This is a genomic window from Lysobacter sp. Root690, from assembly GCF_001427785.1.
In the GTDB taxonomy this organism is placed as follows: Bacteria; Pseudomonadota; Gammaproteobacteria; order Xanthomonadales; family Xanthomonadaceae; genus Lysobacter.
The window spans coordinates 158,974-181,807 of record NZ_LMHM01000016.1 but is presented as its reverse complement, the minus strand read 5'-3'; the positions used below and the strand labels follow the sequence as shown (position 1 = coordinate 181,807).

18 protein-coding genes and 1 pseudogene are annotated in these 22,834 nt (G+C 65.5%); 7 read left to right on the top strand and 12 right to left on the bottom strand.

Annotation, left to right across the window (positions count from 1 at the left end):
• Window positions 1-4: 4 nt before the first annotated feature.
• The 6 genes from ASD86_RS18465 to ASD86_RS18440 all read left to right on the top strand — a co-directional run bounded on the left by ASD86_RS18465 (window position 5) and on the right by ASD86_RS18440 (window position 4,834).
• Window positions 5-391 carry a GntR family transcriptional regulator gene (locus tag ASD86_RS18465; protein WP_056113951.1) on the top strand — a complete coding sequence of 129 codons (387 nt, stop codon included), beginning with the start codon at window positions 5-7 and terminating at the stop codon, window positions 389-391.
• On the top strand, window positions 388-1,272 hold the full coding sequence (locus ASD86_RS18460; protein ID WP_056113949.1) for an ABC transporter ATP-binding protein: 885 nt from the start codon (window positions 388-390) through the stop codon (window positions 1,270-1,272). Before ASD86_RS18465 ends, ASD86_RS18460 begins: the two co-directional genes overlap by 4 nt.
• Window positions 1,269-2,315, top strand: a complete 1,047-nt coding sequence (locus ASD86_RS18455; protein ID WP_056113946.1) for a hypothetical protein — start codon at window positions 1,269-1,271, stop codon at window positions 2,313-2,315. Before ASD86_RS18460 ends, ASD86_RS18455 begins: the two co-directional genes overlap by 4 nt.
• Before the next feature lie 106 nt (window positions 2,316-2,421).
• Window positions 2,422-3,198, top strand: a complete 777-nt coding sequence (locus ASD86_RS18450; protein WP_056113943.1) for a DUF4097 family beta strand repeat-containing protein — start codon at window positions 2,422-2,424, stop codon at window positions 3,196-3,198.
• Between the two features lie 76 nt (window positions 3,199-3,274).
• Window positions 3,275-3,838, top strand: a complete 564-nt coding sequence (locus ASD86_RS18445; protein ID WP_056113941.1) for a hypothetical protein — start codon at window positions 3,275-3,277, stop codon at window positions 3,836-3,838.
• 87 nt (window positions 3,839-3,925) lie between these two features.
• Window positions 3,926-4,834, top strand: a complete 909-nt coding sequence (locus tag ASD86_RS18440) for a DUF6708 domain-containing protein (protein WP_157476832.1) — start codon at window positions 3,926-3,928, stop codon at window positions 4,832-4,834.
• A 24-nt stretch (window positions 4,835-4,858) separates the two neighbouring features.
• Here the strand turns inward: ASD86_RS18440 and yiaA are convergent.
• Both yiaA and ASD86_RS18430 read right to left on the bottom strand, forming a co-directional pair.
• Window positions 4,859-5,332 (bottom strand): annotated as a pseudogene (yiaA, locus tag ASD86_RS18435) (inner membrane protein YiaA); the annotation flags it as partial.
• Window positions 5,333-5,667: 335 nt separating this feature from the next.
• The gene (locus ASD86_RS18430) at window positions 5,668-6,408 is read right to left on the bottom strand and encodes a FadR/GntR family transcriptional regulator (RefSeq protein WP_235567813.1); all 741 of its coding nucleotides are present in this window, start codon (window positions 6,406-6,408) and stop codon (window positions 5,668-5,670) included.
• Window positions 6,409-6,735: 327 nt separating this feature from the next.
• Between ASD86_RS18430 and ASD86_RS18425 the strand changes: the two genes are divergently transcribed.
• Window positions 6,736-8,952, top strand: a complete 2,217-nt coding sequence (locus ASD86_RS18425) for an alpha-galactosidase (RefSeq protein ID WP_082578486.1) — start codon at window positions 6,736-6,738, stop codon at window positions 8,950-8,952.
• A gap of 112 nt (window positions 8,953-9,064) precedes the next feature.
• Here ASD86_RS18425 and ASD86_RS18420 read toward each other — a convergent pair whose 3' ends face one another.
• From ASD86_RS18420 to ASD86_RS18375, 10 genes are all read right to left on the bottom strand, one after another.
• A complete protein-coding gene (locus ASD86_RS18420) occupies window positions 9,065-9,949 on the bottom strand; it encodes an aldose 1-epimerase (protein WP_157476830.1) in 885 nt (294 codons plus the stop codon).
• Window positions 9,950-9,973: 24 nt separating this feature from the next.
• On the bottom strand, window positions 9,974-10,234 hold the full coding sequence (locus ASD86_RS18415; RefSeq protein ID WP_056113928.1) for a hypothetical protein: 261 nt from the start codon (window positions 10,232-10,234) through the stop codon (window positions 9,974-9,976).
• 44 nt (window positions 10,235-10,278) lie between these two features.
• On the bottom strand, window positions 10,279-11,841 hold the full coding sequence (locus tag ASD86_RS18410; protein ID WP_056113925.1) for a sodium/solute symporter: 1,563 nt from the start codon (window positions 11,839-11,841) through the stop codon (window positions 10,279-10,281).
• Window positions 11,842-11,952: 111 nt separating this feature from the next.
• On the bottom strand, window positions 11,953-12,837 hold the full coding sequence (locus ASD86_RS18405) for a 2-dehydro-3-deoxygalactonokinase (protein ID WP_056113922.1): 885 nt from the start codon (window positions 12,835-12,837) through the stop codon (window positions 11,953-11,955).
• Window positions 12,834-13,739 carry an SMP-30/gluconolactonase/LRE family protein gene (locus ASD86_RS18400; protein WP_235567811.1) on the bottom strand — a complete coding sequence of 302 codons (906 nt, stop codon included), beginning with the start codon at window positions 13,737-13,739 and terminating at the stop codon, window positions 12,834-12,836. The genes ASD86_RS18405 and ASD86_RS18400 overlap by 4 nt, the downstream gene beginning before the upstream one ends.
• A gap of 41 nt (window positions 13,740-13,780) precedes the next feature.
• Window positions 13,781-14,929: a galactonate dehydratase gene (gene dgoD, locus ASD86_RS18395; protein ID WP_056113915.1), complete on the bottom strand. Its 1,149-nt coding sequence runs from the start codon at window positions 14,927-14,929 to the stop codon at window positions 13,781-13,783.
• Window positions 14,926-15,558 (bottom strand): 2-dehydro-3-deoxy-6-phosphogalactonate aldolase, encoded by a 633-nt coding sequence (locus ASD86_RS18390; RefSeq protein ID WP_056115138.1) that lies wholly within the window; start codon window positions 15,556-15,558, stop codon window positions 14,926-14,928. The genes dgoD and ASD86_RS18390 overlap by 4 nt, the downstream gene beginning before the upstream one ends.
• Window positions 15,559-15,569: 11 nt before the next feature.
• Window positions 15,570-16,349 carry an SDR family oxidoreductase gene (locus ASD86_RS18385; RefSeq protein WP_056113912.1) on the bottom strand — a complete coding sequence of 260 codons (780 nt, stop codon included), beginning with the start codon at window positions 16,347-16,349 and terminating at the stop codon, window positions 15,570-15,572.
• The gene (locus ASD86_RS18380) at window positions 16,346-19,561 is read right to left on the bottom strand and encodes a glycoside hydrolase family 2 TIM barrel-domain containing protein (RefSeq protein ID WP_056115135.1); all 3,216 of its coding nucleotides are present in this window, start codon (window positions 19,559-19,561) and stop codon (window positions 16,346-16,348) included. Before ASD86_RS18380 ends, ASD86_RS18385 begins: the two co-directional genes overlap by 4 nt.
• Entirely contained in the window at window positions 19,561-22,299 is a 2,739-nt protein-coding gene (locus tag ASD86_RS18375; RefSeq protein WP_162253694.1) for a TonB-dependent receptor, read from the bottom strand. The genes ASD86_RS18380 and ASD86_RS18375 overlap by 1 nt, the downstream gene beginning before the upstream one ends.
• Between the last annotated feature and the right edge of the window lie 535 nt (window positions 22,300-22,834).

Genomic DNA, 22,834 nt, shown 5'->3' with positions numbered 1-22,834 from the left:
ACCCATGACCGCAATCCAATGGAGCGACGGCGCTCCGATCTATCGCCAGCTCAAGGAACGCGTCGTCGCGATGATGCTCGACGGCGTGCTCAAGCCCGGCGATGCCCTGCCCTCGGTGAGGCAGGTCGCCGCGGAATATCAACTCAATCCCATCACTGTCTCGCGCGCCTACCAGGAGTTGGCCGACGAGGCGTTGGTCGAAAAACGCCGAGGACTGGGCATGTACGTGACCGAAGAAGCTTCCAGAAAATTGCTCATGAACGAGCGCGAACGCTTCCTGCACGAGGAATGGCCGCTGGTCCTGGAGCGCATCGCGCGGCTGGGCCTGCGCACCGAGGAACTGCTCGGCGGCAGCGTCGGCAACGGCAACGACAAGGCGGACGCACCATGACCAATGCCATCCACATCGATCCGGGCCACATCATCACCGCGCGCGGCCTGCGCAAGGTCTATCGCAACAAGCTCGCGCTCGACGGCACCACCTTCGACATCCCGGCCGGCCGCATCGTCGGTCTGATCGGCCCCAACGGCGCCGGCAAGACCACCGCGCTCAAGGCGGTGCTGGGACTGATCGCGTTCGACGGCGAACTGTCGGTGCTCGGCCGCGACCCGCGCACCCAGCGCGACGAACTGATGCGCGATGTGTGCTTCATCGCCGACGTCGCGGTACTGCCGCGCTGGCTGCGGGTGCGCGAGGCGATCGACTTCGTCGCCGGCGTGCATCCGCGCTTCGACCGCGCCAAGTGCGAGCGCTTCCTGCACGGCACCCAGCTCAAGCCGGACCTGCGGGTTCGCGAAATGTCCAAGGGCATGATCGTGCAACTGCACCTGGCGCTGGTGATGGCGATCGACGCGCGCCTGCTGGTGCTCGACGAACCGACCCTCGGCCTCGACATCCTGTACCGCAAGCAGTTCTACCAGCGCCTGCTGGAAGACTACTTCGACGAGAACAAGACCATCATCATCACCACCCACCAGGTCGAGGAGATCGAACACATCCTCACCGACGTGATGTTCATCCGCGACGGCAAGATCGTGCTCGACTGCCCGATGGAACAGCTCAGCGACCGCTTCGTCGAAGTGCTGGTCGACCGCGACAAGGCCGACCACGCCAAGATCCTCGGCCCACTCGACGAACGCGCCCTGCCCTTCGGCAAGACCGTGATGCTGTTCGACGGCGTGCCGGCCGCGCAGCTCAACGGACTGGGCGAAACCCGCACGCCGGGCCTGGCCGACCTGTTCGTCGCCACCATGAAGGGGACCTACGCATGAATGCCACCCACGACGACCTCCAGGCCCCTCCCGCCGCGCGTCCGATGACCACGATCACGCCGCTGCAGACCTTCAAGATGTTGCTCAGGCGCGAATACTGGGAGCATCGCGGCGGCTTCGTATGGGGCCCGCTGATTGCCGGCGCGATCGCGATCGTGCTGGCGCTCATCACCGCGATCGGCCTGTCCGCGGCGTTCCACTACTACCTCGGCAAGGGCGAAGCGCACGGCGTCAATGTGGACTTCTCCAGCAAGGCCGAATCGGCCGGCCAGATCGGCGATCTCGCCCTCAGCGGCGGCCTGGCCATGGTGTTCATGGTGTTCGTGTTCGTGGTGTTCTTCTATGCCCTGGGCTCGATCTACGACGAACGCAAGGATCGCAGCATCCTGTTCTGGAAATCGCTGCCGATCTCCGACACCCAAGCGGTGCTATCCAAGCTGTTATGGGCACTCGTGCTGGCGCCGGCGCTGGCCGCGGCGATCGGTCTGCTGGTCGGGCTGGTGTTGTGGGTCCTGGCCTGGTTGACCGCGGTTGCGAACGGTGTCGACGGCGCCTCGGCGATCTTCGTGCAGGCGCATCCTTTGCGGGTGGTCGCACAGGTACTGCTGTCGCTGCCGGTGTACGCACTGTGGGCGCTGCCGACCGTCGGCTGGCTGATGCTGTGCTCGGCCTGGGCTCGCAGCGTGCCGTTCATCTGGGCGGTGGTGATTCCGCTGCTGGCCTGCGTGTTCATCGGCCTGGTCAACGTGTTCCTGGCGATCGTCACCCCCGACACCGGATTCCCGGCGCTGCGTCTGGCCTACATCATCGGTTACCGCGGCTTGTTGAGCGTGGTTCCCGGCAGCTGGATGCTGAGTCCGCAGATCGCCAACGACGCCCAGCGCGCCGCTGTCGACGGTCCGCAGGCACTGACCCAGTCATCGATCGACTTCACCACCAACCTGCACGCCCTGACCACCATCGACCTGTGGGTCGGCGCGGCGATCGGCGCGGCGATGGTCTACGGCGCGATCCGCCTGCGCCGCTGGCGCGACGAAGGCTGATCGAGCGTCTCCCGCCCGTCGCTCTCGCATGAGCGGCGGGCGGCGGATTGCAACCATCGCCGCTTCGCGCGCATCAAGACCTCGACCCTTTCATTCGGAGCACACGATGCGACACGCCATTCTTCTGCCGGCCACCCTGCTGCTCGCCGCGGCGGCGGTACTGCCGCTCGCCGCCCAGGCCGGCGAACGTTGCGAACATTCGCAGCCGCGCAATCTGCAAGTGGATCTGGCCGGGGTCAAAGCGGTGGTGTTCGAGATCGGCTCCGACGATCTGGTCGTCACCGGCGCGCCCGGCGCCGGCGCCGCGGTCACTGGCCGCGCCTGCGCCTCGGACGCCGCCGATCTGGCCGGCATGACCTTGGTCCAGCAGCGTGTCGGCGACAAGCTGGTGGTTCGCGCCGAACATCGCTACGGCATCAACTTCGGCTTCAACGGTTACCGCTACATGAAGCTGCAGGCGAGCCTGCCCGACAACGTGATGGTCCAGCTCAAGCTCGGTTCCGGCGACGCCCGGATCGACAACTTGGCCGGGCTCAGCATCGACCTGGGTTCGGGCGATGTCGAAGCGCGCAACGTGCGCGGCGTGACCACCGCCGACATCGGTTCGGGCGATGTCGATCTCGAACGCATCGGCTCGCTGCAGGTGATCTCGGTCGGTTCGGGCGATCTCAAGGCCAAGCACATCGGCGGCGGCGCCAAGCTCGGTTCGATCGGTTCGGGCGACGTCGAACTGAGCCAGGTCGGCGGCTCGGTCGAACTCGACCGCCTGGGCTCGGGCGATCTGGTCGTCGACGACGTGCGCGGCGATCTGACCGTGCGTAAGGTCGGCAGCGGCTCGGTCGATCACCACGGCGTGAGCGGTCGCGTCGACGTGGACAAGTGAAGACGTAAGCATCGACTTTGCGCGCGGTGTCGTGTCGCGCGCTTTCTTCCTCCGCACCACCTCTCGGAATTCCGCCATGAAGGCCATGAACGCTTCGATGTCGCCGCTGTTGCCGGGCCTGCTCGCCGTTGCGCTCGCGGTGGCGTCCGCCGCCGGTTGTTCGCCGGCGCCGACCGCGCCGGCCGACGTGCAAGGCTCGCCGCTGGGCTTTCTCAAGATCGACGACCAGCACGTGCAACTGCGCAACGGCAACGCGGTGGCGCGGATCGCCGCCGACGGCGCGCTCAGCATCGACGGTCGCGCGATCGCCCTGACCGCGCCGCAGCAGGCGCTGAGCAAGAGTTACTACACCCACGCCACGGCGATCGGCCTGGAAGGTGCGGCGATGGGCAAGGCCGGCGCGCAACTGGCCGGCAAGGCCGTCAGCGGCGCGATCGAGGCCGCGTTCAAGGGCGGCGATCCCGATCAGGTCGGCAAGGACGTCGACGCGCAAACCGCGGAGTTGGAGAAGAAGGCCCAGGCCATGTGCATGCACGTCGCCGAGTTGCACACCACGCAACAGGCCCTCGCCGCCAGCCTGCCCGCGTTCCAGCCGTTCGCGCGTCTGGACGCGACCACCTCGCTGGATTGTCAGAAGTAGTAACCGCCCCGCTCCATTCGCCTTGCGGCGATCGCGACCGAGCCGAATACTGCACGCCATTGCGGTGTGGACAAGGATCGATCGACCATGGGGCGAACGCAGGGACGGCTGTTGCCGCCGGTGGAATATTGGTACGAAGATCAGCCGCGCGGCGACGCACCGCCGCGCAACGGGCTTTCGGCCAACGGCAATCTCCGGCATATCGACGCGAACTATCTGGAGCTGTCGCGCACCGAGGTCCTGATCAGGGGCCTGGGGATTTTCGGCGGCTGCTTCGCGCTGTGTATTTTTGCCTACGGCCTGTTTCCGGGTTCGTGGAGCGACTGGACCGTGTGGGACGTCGCGCTGTCGATCGCCTCCCTCGGCGTGGTCGCGCTCGCGGTGTTTTGCGTTCGCCTGGACACCACGGTGCCTTCCGACACGCCGGTGCGCTTCAATCGCGCCCGCGGCAAGATCTACATTTACGAATTCGCCTGGAAGGCCAATCCCTTCGCGCGCTGGCCGCGAAGCATCAAGGTTTTCGACTGGGCCGACACCCACGCCGAAATCACCCGTCAGGCCGGAAACAGCGTGCGTTACGCGCTGTTTCTGAGCCACTGCAAGCCGGGCACGCTGGACGTTGTCGACCGCATCCAAATCGGCGGTCAGAGCATCGACGAAGTCGATATGCAGCGCATGTGGGATTACTGCCGCGCCTACATGGAGCACGGCCCAGACAACCTGCCGCCGCAGGCCCCGCGGCTGGACGATGTGAATTTCCGTCGCAGCCTGTTCTTCTTCATGCCTTTCCTCGATCCGAGCGCGGAAGGCACCGCTTATCGCCAACAGATGCATGTGCTCGAATGGATCGCCAGCCTTGCGTTGATGCTGCCGATGTTCTGGCTGTTGCTGCCGCTTGGCCTGATGCGCTACCTCGCCCTGCGCCTGGCGCCCAGGCCGCAATGGCCGGCGGAACTGGACGCGCAATCGCGCGGCGCGCCGGCGGCGGCCGCGTGACGGTTTGCCAAGCACGCGCCTGACAGGCGCCGGCCGCGGCGACACCGCGATCCGCTGCGGATCGCGGCGCAGGCCGGCCGCAGAGACTTACTCGTACTCGTCGGCCGTGCCGCTGTCGCGGGTGTTCTTCTGCACCGCGATCGCCGCGAACAGGCTCAACGCATAGGCCATGCCGTAAAAACCTTTCTCGCTCAGGCTGATGCCGGCGTTCCACAGACCGATGCACAGCAGCACCAGTGCGCTCATCACCGAGGTCCAGGCCAGACCGTAGTAGATATTGGTGACCGGGATGCCTTCCATCCGGTCGCGCACCGCCTTCTGCACCGACACGGCCGCGAACAGGCCGTACAGCAGCAAGGTCAGGTAATACCCCTTCTCGTTGAGCAGCATCTGCGTGTTCCACAGGCCGACCAGATAGGCCAGTGCGCCCAGCATGAGCGCGGTCCACGAAGCGCCGACAAAAGCCGCGGTGGGCTTATGGGAGATGGCACGGTTCATTTTGCTTTCCTTGTCGAAAGTAATCGGCTGACGCCATGTCTGCGCCGGCCCATGACGCGGCCGGCTTACCGTGCGAGCGCTCCCAGCTCACGCGGTCACTATGCCGATTACCGTGATCGCTGTCACCTGCGCACGGCGCTGCCCACCAGCCTTGAAAAGGCTCGGAACATGGCTGATGCCGGACGATCGATAGCGCGGGTTTGTTGCCGATTGGGTCCAGGCTGACGGCGCGTCACCGCTATCGACCGGCCTCGCCGGAATTCGTCGCGATAACGGCACGGTCGAACCCAGATGAGGCCCCGCGCTTTACCGCCGCGCCGCGCATCGCGGCGAGCTCACTTGCCGGATCGGACCGGCGCTTTGGCGACCCGCTTGCGCGGCTTGCCCTGGTCGGCTTCGCGCGCTTGTGCATCGGCGATCAGCACCAGCACGTCGTTGATGATGCTCGACATCGTCGCGTGCGCGGCCACCGCATCGCCGGCCTTGATCGCATCGAGCACGCGCCGGTGCGCGGGAATGCTCGCGGTGTGGCCCTTGATGCGATTGGTCAGCTGGATCGAGATGCGCAGCGCGGTGTTCACCAGTTCGTGCAGTTGCACGTAGAACGGGTTGCCGGTGGCATCGAGGATGGCGACATGGAAGGCGACATCGGAGGTCAGGTGGTCATCCTCGCCGCGCTCGGCGGCGATCATCCGCTGCAGGCCGCGCTCGATGCCCTCGATGGCCTTGGTGTCGGCGCGACGCGCGGCCAGGGCCGCGGCGGTGGGCTCGATGCCCAGCCGCATCTCGGTGAACGACTGCAGCAACTTGTACGAGAATTTGCGCTCGAGCATCCAGCGCAGCACGTCGGCATCCAGCAGGCTCCAGCTGCGCTCGGGCTGGACCACGATGCCGCTGCGCGGGCGCGCCGACAGCATGCCCTTGGAGGTGAGCATCTTGATCGCTTCGCGGGTGACGCCGCGGCTGGTCGAGTAGGCCTCGGAAATTTCCGCCTCGGTGGGAAACCCGCTTTCGGCGAAACGGCCCAGCACGATTTCCCTGCCCAATGCATCGAGCAGCTGTTCCGTCAGCGTCATGCGGCCGCTCAACTGCGATCGTCCGGCGGACTCGATAGGAGGCATCTTCCGAAATGCTCGATGGGGGGTGGGTACGATCTTCGCGACGCCGAACCGTTCCGGCAAGCACCCAGGCCTTGTTCGCCGACACGATAGCACGCGGCCCGACATCGGCAGATGCGCTGGCGCAGAGGTTTTGGTTCATCTCGCCGACTCGTCTCGCCGTGTTTCGACGCCGACGCTCACGCGATCCACGGTGCACGCTCGGCATGAGCGCGATCGTAGCGTTCGGTCGACATCGCTATATTTGTATGATAAATACGATAATGATCAGACGGAGGGGTCTGCATGAGTTCGTTTCTGCTTCGCGCCGCGGGCGGCGCGGCGTTCATCGTGTTGTGCTTGCTTCCCGATCCGGCGAGGGCGTCGGTGGGTTTCGATGCGCAGACCCGGGTCTTTCGTCTGGACGGCGGCCAGGTCACTTACGCCTTCGGCATCAACGAGGCCGGCCAGTTGCAGGCCGTGCATTGGGGCGGACGACTCGCCGCCGGCGACCCGCTCGGTCCGGTCAAAGCGCTGCCCGGCCACGCCAGTTTCGATCTGTCCGCCTCGGTCACGCCACAGGAATTTCCGGCCCAGGGCGGCGGCATCTACAGCGAGGTCGCGCTCAAGGTCGCGTATGCCGACGGCAATCGCGACACGGTGCTGCGCTATGTATCGCATCGCATCGACGGCGACACCCTCGTCGTCAAGATGAAGGACATCGCCGCGCCGCTGCAGGTGAGCCTGCGCTACAGCATCGACGCGGACACCGGCGTGGTCGGGCGTTCGGCCTCGATCGAGAATCAGGGCGACAAGCCGGTGCGCATCGATCAGGCCGCGTCGGCGTCCTACACGCTCGCGCCCGAAAGCGACTACCGATTGCATCACCTCACTGGCCGCTGGGCCGGCGAATGGACCTTGCAGCAGCGTCCGGTCACCGAGGGCGCGACCGTGCTGGAAAGCCGGCGCGGCTCCACCGGCCAGCAGAACACACCGTGGTTCGCGATCGGCCGCGACAGCGTGTCCACTGAAGAAAGCGGACCGGTGTGGTTCGGCGCGCTGGCGTGGTCGGGATCGTGGCGGATCAGCATCGACAAGGACCAGCTCGGCGCGGTGCGCGTGGTCGGCGGCTACAACCCTTACGATTTCGCCTACCGGCTCGCGCCCGGCGAAACCCTGGATACGCCGGTGTTCTACGCCGGTTACTCCGAGCACGGCATGGGCGGCGCCTCGCGCCTGATGCATCGTTTCCAGCGCGAACGCATCCTGCCCGGCAACGGCAAGCCGCGGCTGCGTCCGGTGCTCTACAACAGTTGGGAAGCCACCGAGTTCGCGGTCGACGAAGCCGGTCAAATGGCTTTGGCCGAGAAAGCCGCGCGCATCGGCGTGGAGCGTTTCGTCATGGACGACGGCTGGTTCGGCGCGCGCAACAGCGACAAGGCCGGGCTGGGCGACTGGACGGTCAATCCGAACAAATTCCCGAACGGGCTCAAGCCACTGATCGACAAAGTCCATGGCCTGGGCATGGAATTCGGGCTGTGGGTCGAGCCGGAAATGGTCAACCCCGACAGCGATCTGTACCGCGCGCATCCGGATTGGGCCATCCAGTTTCCCGGCCGCCCGCAGACGCCGGCGCGCAATCAGCTGGTGCTCAATCTCGCCCGACGCGATGTGCGCGATCACCTGTTCAAGGTGCTCGACGAACTGGTCACCCGCAATGACATCCAGTTCCTGAAATGGGATTACAACCGCAACTGGTCCGAACCGGGCTGGGCGCAACTGGCGCCGGAAGACCAGCCCAAGCTCTACGTCGAGTACGTGCGCAACTTGTACTGGATTCTGGCCGAGCTGCGCCGCAAGCATCCGCATTTGGAGATCGAATCGTGTTCCGGCGGTGGCGGTCGCGTCGACATGGGCATCATGGCCTTCACCGATCAGGTGTGGCCGTCGGACAACACCGATCCCTATGACCGGTTGAGCATGCAGGACGGTTTCAGCCACGCCTATGCGCCGGCGGTGATGATGGCCTGGGTGACCGACTCGCCGAACTGGGTCAACAAGCGCGAAACCTCGCTCGACTATCGCTTCCTGTCGTCGATGCAGGGCGGCCTGGGCATCGGCGCCAACCTCAATCATTGGAAGGACGCCGATTTCGCCACGGCCACGCGCATGGTCGAGGCCTACAAGGGCATCCGCCGCACCGTGCAGCAGGGCGATCTGTACCGACTGCTGTCGCCGTGGGACGGCGGCCGTCGTTCGGCCACGCTGTCGGTTTCGACTGATCGTAAGCAGGCGGTGTTGTTCGCGTTCTTGCACAGCGGGACCAAGGCGCTGCCGGACCCGGCGATCCGCTTGCGCGGGCTCGATCCGGCCAGGCGCTATCGCATTGCACGCGTGGGCGGCGGCGAGCGGCCTGAATCAGCACCAGCTGAAGCCAGCGGCGCGTATTGGATGGCGCATGGCGTGCCGGTGAGTTTGCGTGGCGATTTTCAAGCCGCCGCGTATGTGTTTGAAGCGAAGTGACGGGCGGTTCGATACGCAACAGCATTCGCGCCTTTGGCGCTCAGGCCCTCACCCCTGCCCTTTCCCGCCTTGCGGGAGAGTGAGTTCGAATGGCGTTGGGGTTTCAATCGCGCTAGCACTCAACCGCGGTAAAACGAAACCGCCGTTGCAGACGCGCGCCGGGCGCCAATGCGGTCATGCCGTGGACGAGCGCGCCGCCGGGCAGATGGACCGCGTCGATCGCATGATCCACCGGTTCGAAGCAGAAGAAGTCCTTGCCCACTGCCGTGTACAGCACGAAACGGTCGACGTCGCTGTCGATGTCCAGTCCCAGTCGGCGACGCGGCCAACGGATGCTCGCCCGGCCCGACCAACCGACAAAACCGTGATCGACGCAATCGGCGGGCAGGACGCGCGTATCGTCGAATCGCCAGCGTTCGGGAATGTCCGCCAACTCGGTCGGCAACGGTGTACAGCCATCGTTGAGCCAGATCCGATCCGCCGGCGCGCGCAGACGGGTATCGGCATCCCGCGGGAAGAACGGGTGCAGCCCCAGCCCGAACGGCAAGCTCGCCAGGCCGATGTTGACCACGCTCAGCGACACCTCCAGCGCGCGTTCGCGTAGTCGGTAACGCAGGTTCGCGCGATAGCGATAGTCGTGAGCCGAGGTTTCGTCCAACGTCAGCAAGGCCTCATCCGCGGCGGCGTAGGCGACGCGCCAGGCGCGTTGCCAGCCGCTGCCGTGAATCGGCCAGGGTTCGTCGTCGCGGTTGCGCGGCAAGTCGATGCGGCGTCCGTCGAAATCGAAGCCATCGTCGGAGATGCGGTTCGACCAAGGCAGCAACGGATAGCAGGCCAACTGGTTGGAATCAGCAACGACACCATCCGGCGACGGTGCGAACGGCGTGGCACGCATCAGCGGCGCCAGTTGGCCGTCGATGACGGCGTCCAGGCCGAGCAGAGCGCCGCCCCACTCGGGGACGATTCGCGCGCGCAAACCGGCGCTGGCCAGCATCATCGCCTGCACCGCCGTGCGCGCCGGTCAGCGCGCGCTGATTCGATGCAACGCGATCGCATGCGGCGCCAACAAGCCGTCGCCCGGTTGCTGCTGGCGGCTCCAAAGATCGCGCACCGTAAATTGCCTGGACGTGTCCAGACCTAGTTCGGCCCGGCGGTGCGTGAAGTTCCAGTTGTTGAAATCGACTCGCGGCGTGGCCGCGAGCGCGCCTGCGTCCGAAGCCCGCGCGGGCAGCTGACTCGAAGCCAGGACGAGGACGACAGCGAACGTGGACAGCTTGCTCAAGCGTGTGGATCGCATGCGAATTCCCCCGGGAAGATCGACCGTCATCACCAGAACACGGCGTACAACACGGCCACCACCACCACCACGACGAGCGCGCCAATGTTGAAACTGGTCGGGGTGCGATAACTCACGTCGTCGGTGCGGATCAGATCGCTGCCGGTCCGCGTCTTGCTCAACAACGAAACCACCACCGCCAATACCAGCGCCAGCAAGAACACCACGCCGACGCGATTCATGAACGGATAGTCCGGCCACATCACCCGCACCGCGATCGACAGCAGCACCGAACCGATCGCCGCGGCCAGGGCGCCGGCTTCGTTGGCGCGTTTCCAGAACAGGCCCAGCAGGAAGATCACGGTGATGCCCGGGGTGAAGTAACCGGTGAAATCCTGGATGTACTGGAAGGCCTGATCGAAACTGCCGAGCAAGGGCTTGGCCGCGAGCATGCCCAGCGCCACCGCGATCAGCGAGGCGATGCGGCCGACCCGGACCAGTTTCGCCTCGTCCTGATCCGGACGAAGCTTGGCGTAGAAATCCAGGGTGAAGATGGTCGCCACCGAATTGATCTTGGACGCCAGCGACGCCATGATCGCCGCGATCAAGGCCGCGAACACCAGGCCCAGCACGCCGGTCGGCAGCAAACCCATCATGGTCGGATAGGCTTGATCGGGCTTGCTCAATCCCGGCGCCAGCACTACCGCGGCGATGCCCGGAATCACCACGATCACCGGCACCAGCAATTTCAGGAACGCGGCGAACAGCACGCCCTTCTGCGCCTCGGCGATATCCTTGGCCGCCAGCCCGCGCTGGATGATGTATTGATTGAAGCCCCAGTAGCTGAAGTTCATGATCCACAGACCGCCGAGCAACACGCCCAGGCCCGGCAGATCCTTGTAGTAGGGATTGTCGCGGCTCAGGATCATGTGGAAGCGCTCGGGCTGGACCTCCAGCAAGTGGCGGAAACCGGCGATCACGCCCTGCCCGTCGCCGATGCGGTTCAAGGTCAGCGCGGTGATCATCAAACCGCCGAGCACCAGCAGCGACACCTGCACGATGTCGGTCAGCGCCACCGCCTTGAGTCCGCCGTAGACCTGATACGCCAGGGCGAAGCCGCCGAGCAACAGCAAGGCATAGATCTGGTCCATGCCGGTGACCTGGCTGACCGCGATCGAACCCAGCCACAGGATCGAAGTGAGATTGACGAATACGTACAGGATCAGCCAGAACACCGCCATGACGATACGGATCGTGCGGCCGTAACGGTTCTCCAGGAACTGAGGCATGGTGTAGATGTTGTTGCGCAGAAACACAGGCAGGAAGAACTTGCCGACGATCAGCAAGGTCAGCGCGGCCATCCATTCGTAGGACGCGATCGCCAGGCCCAGCGCATAACCCGAGCCGGACATGCCGATGATCTGCTCGGCGGAAATATTGGCCGCGATCAGCGAAGCGCCGATCGCCCACCACGGCAGCGACTTGCTGGCCAGGAAATAGTCCTGCGCGTTCTTGCGGTGCCCCTGTTTCTCGCGCGACACCCACTGCGCCAGCAAAAAGATGCCGGCCAGATAGCCCAATACGATCACGACATCCAATACGGACAGCATCATTCGCCTCTCTTCCTGGGTCCGGCGATGCGGCGTGCCGGTGATTGACTGCGAAACCACAGAACCACGAAAAACTAGATTCGCGCGCGGCCACGACCGCGACGCGATGAATCGTCACGCCATCGGCAGACCGAGTCGTCGCGCGAGCGCGTACAGGCCGCGCGCGGAGACCTGCTCGTCGTGTACCTGCACGCGGTGACCGCGACGGGTCAGCGCGGTCGTGTATGGCTCCAGCAAGGCCGGCGGTGCGATCAGATGCACGGTCTGTGCCTGCGCCGGCAGCCGGCGAAGCTCATGGCCGATCAGCAGGCCGGACAGGAACGAGCGCAGCGCCGAGGCCGGCAGCACGTCGAACAATCCGTGCGTGCGCACCGCGAACAGATGCTCGATCAGATCGCCATCCAGAGTGGCGTGATCCAGCCCTCGCGCGAAGCCCTGCGCATCGTGCGGCCCGGGCTGCATCAAACGGCCGAGGATGCTGTGTTCGCTCAACACCTGAAACAGTTCGCCGGTCATGGCGGTGGAGAAATCGCGGATGCGGCCATCGTCTATACGCAGGTGCTTGCAGTGAGTGCCGGCCAGGCAGGCCAGATGCGAACCGGGCCCGAGCCGGTCGAGCAATCCGCAGATCTGAGTCTCCTCGCCGCGCATCACATCGTGGACGCCATCGGCATGAACCACGCTCAGCCCCGGCGCGATCCACACTTCGCGATCGCCCGGAACCGACGATTCGATCCGGCGCATGCCCTGGGCGATCTCGTTCAACCCCGCCGGACACGCCACATAGGCGACCTCGTGCCAGCCTTGACGGCTACCGACCATGCCGGCCATCGCCACCAAGCGGTCGTCCCAACCTTGCGCGATTTCGTCGAGCACCGCTTCGAAACGGCCCGCGGACGCCAGCACGCCCTGATCGGAGCGGCGCGAGTCGATCACCCTTCCCTGCGGATCGAGCCGGAACGCACGCAGGCTGCTGGTGCCCCAATCGATCGCGATCATCGGTCGTCAAACCTCGCTTCGGCCAACCCGCGCACGCCCGGAATCGAAGCGACGAACAATCCACCGGCCTCGGGCTGCAGGCTCAACTCGGCGTCGTCGAGTTCGTCGCGCGCGGTCGTGATGTAGATCCGGTCCAGCGCGGGGCCGGCGAAACTCAGGCAGCTGACGTTCGAGATCGGCACCTTCACACTGCGATCGATATGGCCGTCGCGAGCGTAACGCACCACGCGCCCGGCGCCCCAATGCGCGCTCCATATCTGACCGTCGCGATCCACCGTCGCGCCATCCGGAGATGCCGGCGCATCCACTCGCGCGAACACCCGCGGCTCGCCCACCCTCGCCGTCTCGCTGTCGTAGACCGCGCGCATGATCCGCCCGCTACGCGAATCGCAGTAGTGCAGGCCGCGCCCGTCCAGGTCGAAACACAGGCTGTTGGGAATCGCCACGCCGGGCAAATCCAGCGTACGCAGGCCGTGGCTCAGCGAATACTGATGGAACCTGCCAATCGGCAAACGCCGCGGATCTTCGTTGAGCGTACCGAACACGAAACGGCCGTTGCGGTCGGCGCGGCCATCGTTGATGCGCAGCGTCGGCTGGTCCGCATCGACCGGTACCAACGCCTGCACCGGCAGATCCTCGGCATGTTCGGCTTGGCGCGGGTCGGCGAAGTACAGGCCTTTCGCCAATCCGAGCAGCAATCGGCCCGATTCGCACAGCGCGAACGACCCCAGTCGATCCGGCAAACGCCACTGCCGGACTTGTCCGAGTCGTGGCCGATAACGCCACAAGCGCGCGGCATGGATATCGGTCCACCACAACGCCTGCTCGCGTTCGCACCACAGCACGCATTCGCCGAGCCGGCAGCGGCTGTCGACGGCCAGGGTCGCCACGGTCTCGTGCACGGGTTCGTGCCTATGCTCGTGGATCGGCGCGGCCATCGTCCTCACCACTCCGCCACGCTGCCGTCGGCATGGCGCCACAGCGGGTTGCGCCAGTCCGACACCTCGCGGCTGCGTTCGATGACCCGCGCTTCGTCGATCTCCAGGCCCAATCCAGGCAACACGAACGGACGCACCGAGCCCTGCTCCATCGCGAAGGCGTCCTTATTGACGATGTAATCGAGCAGTTCGCCGTCGGCGTTGTAATGGATGCCGATGCTCTGCTCCTGCAGCACCGCGTTCCAACTGGCGAAGTCCACGTGCAGGCACGCGGCCAGCGCGATCGGTCCCAGCGGGCAATGCGGCGCCAGCGCGACATCGTAGGCTTCGGCCATCGCCGCGATCTTCATGCATTCGCTGATGCCGCCGGCATGCGAAAGATCGGGTTGCACAATCGCCAGGCCGCCGGCGTGCAGGACGTTCTTGAACTCGAACCGCGAATACATGCGCTCGCCGGCGGCGAGCGGAATCGCGGTCTGCGCGGCCAGGCGCGGATAGTATTCGGCCTGTTCGGCCAGCACCGGTTCTTCGATGAACAACGGCCGGTAGGGTTCCAGTTCGCGGATCAGGGTCTTCGCCATCGGCCAGCCGACCCGGCCGTGGAAGTCCAGGCCGAACTCGATGCTGTTGCCGAACACGGCGCGGATCTCGGCGACCTTGGCCACCGCCGCGTCGATCGCGCGGCCGCTGTCGAGCAGGCCGAGCTCCTCGCAGGCATTCATCTTGAACGTATCGAAACCCAAAGCGACGCGATCGTGGATCTGCGCGATGATGTCGGCCGGTCGATCGCCGCCGACCCAGCAATAGGTCTTCATTCGATCGCGCACCAGACCGCCGAGCAGCTGATACACCGGCACGCCCAGCGCCTTGCCCTTGATGTCCCACAAGGCCTGATCGATGCCGGCGATGGCGCTCATGAACACCGCGCCGCCGCGATAGAAACCGCCGCGGTACATGCTTTGCCAATGGTCGTTGATGCGCGCGGGATCCTTGCCGATCAATAGTTCGCCGAGCTCGGCGACGGCGGCTTCGACAGTGCGCGCGCGGCCTTCCACCACCGGCTCGCCCCAGCCGACGAGGCCTTCGTCGGTCTCGATCTTGAGGAACATCCAGCGCGGGGCGACGCGGTAAGTGCTGAGTCGGGTGATTTTCAAGGGCGCGCGCTCTGGTAGGCATCGACAAAAAGACCGCCGCGTTCGCGGGTGACCGCGGGCGATTGACCGGGGGTGTACAGATCGCTGCCCAGTCCGGCGCCGACGCAGCCGGCTTGCAGAAAACCGGCGAGGTTGTCCGGCGTGACGCCGCCGACGGCGAACACCGGCACCTGCGGCGGCAACACCGCCTTGATCGCGCGTACGTAAGCGGGGCCGAAGTGGCTCGCAGGAAACAGTTTGAGCGCCTGCGCGCCCGCCGCCAGCGCGGCGAAAGCTTCGCTGGGCGTGGCGAAACCGACGGCGCAGGTCAGGCCGCGCTGCACCGCATGGCGGATCACCGCGACATCGGTGTTGGGCGTGACCATCAATCGCGCGCCGGTCGCTGCCAACGCATCCACGTCGGCCAGGTTCAACACGGTGCCCGCGCCGATCAATGCGCGGTCGCCGGCGACGGCGAGCGCGAGTTCGACGCTGCGCAACCACTCGGGTGAGTTGGTCGGGATCTCGATCAGGCCGATGCCGGCGTCGATCAACGCATGTACATGCGCCTCGACCTTGGCCGGCGCGATGCCGCGCAGGATCGCGATCAAGGGGCGCCGGGCGCTCCAGTCGATGGAGGGTTCGGTCATAAGCGAGGTGATCATTCGTGGTACAGCTGAGTGCGCCCGCCATCGATGACGATGTCGGTGGCGTTGATGAAGCGCGCTTCGTCGCTGGCGAGGAACAACGCGGTGTAGGCCACCTCGTCGGGTTCGCCGATCCGCCGCGGCGGCAGCAGTTCGGTCTGGCGGCGGCGCGCGGCCTCGGGATCGGGCTGCGATGACAACCAGCGCTCGATGCGATCGGTGAGGATCAATCCCGGCGAGATCGAATTGAAACGCAGGCCCTGCGCCGCGTACTCCAGTCCCAAGGCTTTGGTCAGCCCGATCAGCGCGTGCTTGGCGACCGGATACGGGAACGCACCGGGGATGATCTTGTGGCCATGCACCGAAGCGATGTTGACCACCGATCCGCGCCCGTGCTCAAGCATGACCGGCAACGCGGCGCGGCTGAAATTCCAGGCGCCGCCGAGGTTGATCGCCAGGTTGCGCCACCAGTCGTCCGGCGCCAGGGTCAGCGGATCGCTGAACACGTCCACGCCGGCGTTGTTGATGACGGCATCGATCGTGCCGAACGCTTCAGCGGCGCGATCGACGAAGGCCGCGACCGCATCGGCGTCGGCGACGTCGCCGGCGACGAACAGTTCGCAGGCCGAGGTCTGCCCCGGCGGCGGCGGCGCGCGGTCGTAACCGGCCACGCGCGCGCCGTGCTCGACGAACAGGCGGGCGATCGCCGCGCCGATGCCGTTGGACGATCCCGAGACCAGGACCGATTTTCCGGCCAGACGTTGCCCGGGTGCGGTGGGAGTACGCTCGCTCATCGATTCGCCTCGGTGCCGGCCACAGCCGGCGTTATGCGGAACTGGTAGCGCGAGGGCGCCACCGGAATACGGTACTGCGAATGCGGCTGACCGAACTTGCTCCACGAATCGTCGCCGCCGACACCGATCTGGCGTTCGTCGATCATCAGCGAAACATGCTCGCGCGCGACGATGTCGCTGCTGTGCGCCTGCCCGATCGGCTTGCGGTCCAGATCGGTATACGGAAAGGCCAAGGCATTGACCGACAACGGCTTGGCCCCGGTCACCCGGATGCCGACACCGTCGTCGGCGGTCAGCGCGAGCCAGCGCACGTCGATCTTGTTGCCGGTTTCCTGCGGGCGAATGTAGTCGTGGTTCTGTTCGGCGATCTTGCCGGCGTACACGCCGATCTCGGCGCCGGTGTAGCGATCGGCATAGCTCTCGTGCGGGCCGCGGCCGTACCAGCTCAGCTCCGTGATGCGGCTCGGCATGGTGAACATCAGCCCCAGGCGCAAGGGATCGGGCAAGCCGGCATACAAGGGCTTGAATTCGGCGGTGACGTCGACCGAACCGTCGCGCGCCATCGCGTAGTCGACCGTGTACTGCACGTCCGGTGTCGCGGATTCGCCGCCGATATCGAATTCCACTCGCACGCTTGCACTGCCGTCATCGTCGCGTCGCACCTGGATAGCACGCACTCGACGGGATTCCGACAGTGGCTTCCAGATCTGATGGCTGGCGTAGAGCCCGGTGCCGATGTCGTTGTCGGTTGGCGCGCGCCAGAAGTTCGGTGCGCCGCCTTGCAACAATGTCTGATCGCTATAGGCGTAGCGCTGGATGAGACCGGTGGCGCGATCGATGCTGAGCTCGACGCCGGCGGCGCGCAAGGTCGCGGTCTGCGCCGTATCGCTGACCACGACCTCGGCACCCGAACGCTTGACGGACGGCAACGACGGCGGCGGCGACAAGGCGAACTGTTCCCACGCCACGACGTGCCCCGCCGGCACCAGCGGCACCGTGCCGGCGCGGGTGCGTGCGCGCAATGTCAGCAGGTATTCGACGCCGGGCCGCTTGCTCAGCGACGGCAGAGCGAAGTCGACCGTCTGGCTGCCGTCGGCGGGCGTGGACAACGCCGGCCCCTTGCCTTCGCGCACGATCCGGCCGTTCTCGCGCAATTGCCAGTCGAAATCGAAGCCGCTCAGATCGATGAAGTTATGCCGGTTGCGCACGGTGAAGCGGCCGGCCGCGGCGTCCACCGCTTCGAACTGGATCGGTCCGTACACCTTGCTCAACTCATGCAGATGTGGATTGGGCGTGCGATCGGGTTGCAGCAGGCCGTCGCCGAATTCGATCGCCTCCGCGCCGGACGGATTGGGGCCGTAATCGGCGCCGTACGCCCAGTATGCGCGGCCGTCGTCGGTGCGCTTGAGCATGCTCTGGTCGACCCAGTCCCAGATGAAGCCGCCCTGCAGCCGGTCGTGAGCGTAGATCGCATCCCAGTACTGCTTGAGGCCGCCCAGGCTGTTACCCATCGCATGCGCGTACTCGCACAGGATCAGCGGCTTGCCCGCGAACTCCGGGTCGGTCGCGTAATCGACGATGCGCGCGGCCGGGTCGTACATCGGCGCGTAGAAATCCACGTACGGTTCGGGCAGATGCTGGGCGTAGATGGTGCCGTGGCCGAGGTAGCTCACCAACCGCGTCGTGTCATGCGTGTGCAGCCAGTTCGCCGCGTTGGCGAAGTTCGGCCCGGTGCCCGCTTCGTTGCCGAGCGACCAGAAGATGATCGAAGGATGGTTCTTGTCGCGCTCCATCATGCGCTGGACCCGCTCCAGATGCGCGCGTTCCCAGCGCGGGTCGTAGCCCAGCTGGACCTTGTCGCGCGGCCGCATGCCCTCGTCGCCCTTCTGCATGTAGCCGTGCGATTCGATATTGGCCTCGTCCATCACGTACAGGCCGTATTCGTCGGCCAGCGCGTACCAAAGCTCGGCGTTGGGATAGTGCGAGGTGCGCACCGCATTGACGTTGTTGAGCTTCATCAACTCGATGTCGCGCCGCATCGAGGCTTCCGATATCACGTGGAAGCTGACCGGGTCATGCTCGTGCCGATTGACCCCGCGGATCTTGATCGGCTTGCCGTTGACCCGCACCAGCCCGCCTGACACTTCAACCGTGCGAAAGCCGATCTTGACCGCGCTGGCCTGCACCAGGCTGCCACTGGCATCGCGCAATTCCAGCAGCAGGGTGTAAAGATTCGGCGTTTCCGCGGTCCACGGGCGCACGCCTTCGATCGTGCCCGCCAGGCTCAGCGTGCGCGGTTTTGACGACGGCTCGACCGCCGCCTCGCGCGTCAACACAACGCGGGCGCCATCGAGCACGCTGGCCTTGATCCGGCCCGCCGCGGCCTCGCCGGTGACGCTAAGGTCCAGGTTCAATTCGCCGTTGCGATAACTCTTGTCCAAGGTGGTGCGGGCGAAGAAATCACGCAACCAGGTGCCAGGCGCGGCGAGCAGATAGACATCGCGCTCGATACCGCTGACCCGCCAGAAATCCTGATCCTCCAGATAGCTGCCGTCGGCCCAGCGATACACCTGGATCGACACGTTGTTGGCGCCAGCGCGCAGATGGCGGGTGATATCGAACTCGGCCGGCAGCTTGGAGTCTTCGCTGTAACCGACCTGTTTTCCGTTGACCCACACGTAATAGGCCGCGCCCGCAGCGCCGATGTGCAACAGCACCTGGCGCCCGTCCCAACCCGACGGCACGGTGAAATCGCGCCGGTAGGATCCGACCGAATTGATCGCGTGCGGAATGAAGGGCTGATTGGCCGGAAACGGATAGGTGATGTTGTTGTACAGCGGCTGGCCATAACCCTGCGCCTGCCACATCGACGGCACCGGGATGGTCTTCCACGCCGATACGTCGAAATTGTCGCGATAGAAATCCAGCGGCCGCTGCTCGACGCTCGGCGCGAACGCGAAGCGCCAATCGCCGTTGAGGTCGAGGAAGTAACGCGAATCGGCGATCCTGCCGGCGCGCGCGAGCGGCACCGATTCGAACGGGAACGAGGTGGCGCGCATCGGTTCGCGATCGATCGCGTTGACCTCCGGACGTTCCCATTCGGCGACTTGCGTGGACGCAGGCGGCGCGGGCGCCGCCTGCGCGCCCGCCAGAGCGCACAGCGCCAGCAGCACGAGCAGGCCGCGACCGATGCGGCGGATCGGCGTGCGCATCACCATGATCCACGGACACCGAAGGACAGCGCGCGGCCGTTCGCCGCGACCCACTGCGGACGGCTCTCGTAGCGCGAATACGCCGCTTCGGTCTCGTCGTTGACGTTGCTGGCCTCGGCGAACAGCGAGACGTGGTCGTTGAGCTTGAAGTTGGCGCTCAGATCGATCTGACCATACGGCTTGACCGTGGTCGGCTCGCCCTGCGATCCGCGCACCGCCGAGAGGTATTCGTCGCGCCAGTTGTAGGCCGCGCGGAAACCGACCCGGCCCTTTTCGTAGAACACGATCAGATTGCCCGAATTGGCCAGACCCACCACCGCGAACTGACCGGTGGCGATGGCCGGATCGAAGCTCTGCTTGCTGTCGACGTAGGTGTAGTTGGCCTGCACGCCCAGGCCGTCGAACGGCGCCGGCAGGCGGTCGAAGGTGTACTGGAACGACAACTCCGCGCCCTTGACCACGGCGGTATTGGCGTTGACCGGCAGGGTTTCCATGAACGGATAGCCCTGGATCGTGGTCGGCCGGGTCACGTTGGTGACGAAGTTCTCGACCTTCTTGTAGAAGCCCGCCAGTCCGAGGTAGCTGGTGTCGTTGAAGTACCACTCCGCGCCAAGATCGTAGTTGCGCGCCTTGTACGGCTTGAGATCGATGTTGCCGGTGTTGATCGAACCCGGGCCCGGCGGACGCACGCCGATGTCTTCGCTGATGCGCAGGCTGGTCAGGGTCGGCCGGGTCAAGGTGTCGGACGCCGACGCGCGCAGCACCAGGTTCTCGCGCAGATTGATGCGGAAGTTCAACGACGGCAGCCAGTCGTTGTAGCTGGCGCTGCGCGAGATCGGAATCGGCGGAGTGAAATGCACCTGGGCGTTGGTCGGATCGCCCGGCGTGCCGGTGATCGATTCCACCTGCGAGGACACCGCGCGCGATACCGCATCGGTCTTGACGAAGCGCACGCCGAGGTTGAGCGTCCACGGCATGTCGTGGAAGGTGTTCTCGAACGTGGCCTGGGCGAACGCCGCGTACGACTTCTCCTCCACCAGCCATTGGCTTTGCGGCACCGGCATCGCCCTGAAGCCGCCGTATTTCTGCAAGGCATCGGCGATGCGCTGGGCGCGGCCGGGATCGTTGGGATCGTAGAACTCGCCGCCGGGCGCGAACTGGTTGTACGCCGCCGGGCTCGACAGGAAGTCGAAGTAGCGCTGCGGATCGAACGTCAGCCATTGGGTCGGCGCGCCGGTGGAGACGCCGTTCACCAGCGAGCCGGCATTGAACACGCTGGCCAGTTCGCTCGGCAGCCGCACCGCATAACCGCAGTACGCGCAGTTCAGATCGCTGTCGGAGGTGCGCACGGTGACGCTGTCCTTGGTCCGCTTGGAACCGGAGATGCCGAACTGCAACTGCGACAAGGTGCCTTCGATGAAGTTGCGGGTCAGGCTGACCTTGCCCTCGTACAGCTCGTCGCTGCGGTTGTCGCCTTCGCGGTCGACGAAATGCGCGCGCAGATCCGAGGTGTCGGTGGTCGGCAACAGATTGGAGTAGCTCGGAAACGCGCCGGGATTGAGATTCCAGGTCGGGTTCACGCCGACATTGCGCGCGCCCATCACCATGAAATAGCCCTTGCCGCCGCTGTTCTCCTCGGCCTTGGAATAGGAGCCGTCGAAGTCCAGCGAGGTCTGCTCGCCGACCTGCCAGGCGACGTTGACGCCGAGCTGCTGGTTGATCGAGTTGCGTGGGCTGGACGAGACGATGTGATCGTTGGCCAGCCCACCGGTGTCGCGGCGGACGAACGAGGTGGCGGTGCCGTTGGCATCGACGCTGACTTGCTGGACGTCGGCGGGGTCGGTGTACAGGCCGAAGGCGTTGACCTTCGAGTCGATCTCGTACTTGGAGTACATGGCGTCCACGCCCACCCGTACGTTCTCGCTCGGCAACCAGTCGATCGCCGCATTCACGCCGGTGCGGGTGCGCTGTTCCTGATTGACCTTGTATTGCAGGGTGCGCGGCACGGCGACGTTGTTCAAGCCGCTCACGCCGTTGATGCCGTTGCTGCCGGTCAGCCAGCCTTCGTCGTCGATCACCTCGCTGGTGTGATCGCGCTGGTAGCGCACCACGCCGAGCAAGGCGCCGAAGGTGCCGTCGGCGTTGGTGTCGCTGATCAGGCCGGAGAACTTCGGCTTGGTTTCGCCCGACAGGCTGTCGCGTACGCCCGACACGCTGCCGGCGACGTGGAACCCCTTGTCGTCGAGCGGGCGCCGGGTCTTGATGTTGACCGTCGCGCCGATGCCGCCTTCGCTGAGATTGGCCTGCGAGGTCTTGAATACCTCGGCGGTGCTGATCAGCTCCGACGGCAGCACGTCGAAGCTGAATTCGCGCCCGGCGTTCTCGGTCGCCATGGTCCGGCCGTTGAGCAGCACGGTGTTGAATTCCGGTCCGAAGCCGCGCACGGTGATGAAGCGCGATTCGCCGCCGGAGCGATCCACCGACACGCCGGCGATGCGCTGCAGCGAGTCGGCGACGTTCTGGTCGGGAAACTTGCCCACGTCCTCGGCCGACACCGCGTCGACGGTGCCGATGGCGTCCTGCTTGAGCGCCTGCGATTTCTGGATGCTCGCGCGGGTGCCGCTGACCACCACCGCGCCGAGCGTGGTCGGGTCTTTGTCGGCGCTCTCGGCCGCCGCGGCGGACGGCGCGTCGGCGGATTGTTGCGCTTGCGCGGCCTGGGCGACGACGGCGGACATCGCCATCGTGACCATCAGCGCGTTGCGGACACGAAGTGCGTTACGAACGGAAACGGTCAGTGCTGATTGATGCATTACCCTGCCCCGGCTGAACAGCGATTTCGCTGTTGATTGACGATCGACCGGACCTCGCCCCCGCTCGGTCCCTCCCTGCGCGGCCGCTCCGGCTGGGCCGGGCAGTCGCGCTGTCCTATTTGTAGGATAAATAGTATTTATGGGATCAATGTCGATGCAAGCTGCACCGCAGCATGGCGATCGCGCAGGATCCGGCTGGCGGCTTCACACCCGGCCAGCGCCGCGATTCGGGGAATAAGGCCTCGGCGCCGATGCAACGCAAGCCACCTGTTCGACGCTGACGCACGCTCAGCGGCATGCCTCATAAAGATTGGGTCGCAGTGCGCGGCTCGATTTTCGCCGTGATCGGGGCGACACCATGAGTCTTCGCATGGTCCTGCCGTCAGATGTGGAGACACAAACGCATCAGGCTTGGCTTGGAGATGCGTTCGGCGAGTCCAACGAAGGCTTGCTCCGTCCG

Bases quoted from the DNA above. Each gene is read 5' to 3' on its own strand.
- ASD86_RS18445 (WP_056113941.1), top strand. From the start codon at position 3,275: ATGAAGGCCATGAACGCTTCGATGTCGCCGCTGTTGCCGGGCCTGCTC.
- ASD86_RS18460 (WP_056113949.1), top strand. From the start codon at position 388: ATGACCAATGCCATCCACATCGATCCGGGCCACATCATCACCGCGCGC.
- ASD86_RS18390 (WP_056115138.1), bottom strand. From the start codon at position 15,558: ATGACCGAACCCTCCATCGACTGGAGCGCCCGGCGCCCCTTGATCGCG.
- ASD86_RS18430 (WP_235567813.1), bottom strand. From the start codon at position 6,408: ATGACGCTGACGGAACAGCTGCTCGATGCATTGGGCAGGGAAATCGTG.
- ASD86_RS18440 (WP_157476832.1), top strand. From the start codon at position 3,926: ATGGGGCGAACGCAGGGACGGCTGTTGCCGCCGGTGGAATATTGGTAC.
- ASD86_RS18410 (WP_056113925.1), bottom strand. From the start codon at position 11,841: ATGATGCTGTCCGTATTGGATGTCGTGATCGTATTGGGCTATCTGGCC.
- ASD86_RS18385 (WP_056113912.1), bottom strand. From the start codon at position 16,349: ATGAGCGAGCGTACTCCCACCGCACCCGGGCAACGTCTGGCCGGAAAA.
- ASD86_RS18405 (WP_056113922.1), bottom strand. From the start codon at position 12,837: ATGATCGCGATCGATTGGGGCACCAGCAGCCTGCGTGCGTTCCGGCTC.
- ASD86_RS18420 (WP_157476830.1), bottom strand. From the start codon at position 9,949: ATGATGCTGGCCAGCGCCGGTTTGCGCGCGCGAATCGTCCCCGAGTGG.
- ASD86_RS18450 (WP_056113943.1), top strand. From the start codon at position 2,422: ATGCGACACGCCATTCTTCTGCCGGCCACCCTGCTGCTCGCCGCGGCG.
- ASD86_RS18455 (WP_056113946.1), top strand. From the start codon at position 1,269: ATGAATGCCACCCACGACGACCTCCAGGCCCCTCCCGCCGCGCGTCCG.
- ASD86_RS18375 (WP_162253694.1), bottom strand. From the start codon at position 22,299: ATGTCCGCCGTCGTCGCCCAGGCCGCGCAAGCGCAACAATCCGCCGAC.
- ASD86_RS18380 (WP_056115135.1), bottom strand. From the start codon at position 19,561: ATGCGCACGCCGATCCGCCGCATCGGTCGCGGCCTGCTCGTGCTGCTG.
- ASD86_RS18425 (WP_082578486.1), top strand. From the start codon at position 6,736: ATGAGTTCGTTTCTGCTTCGCGCCGCGGGCGGCGCGGCGTTCATCGTG.
- ASD86_RS18465 (WP_056113951.1), top strand. From the start codon at position 5: ATGACCGCAATCCAATGGAGCGACGGCGCTCCGATCTATCGCCAGCTC.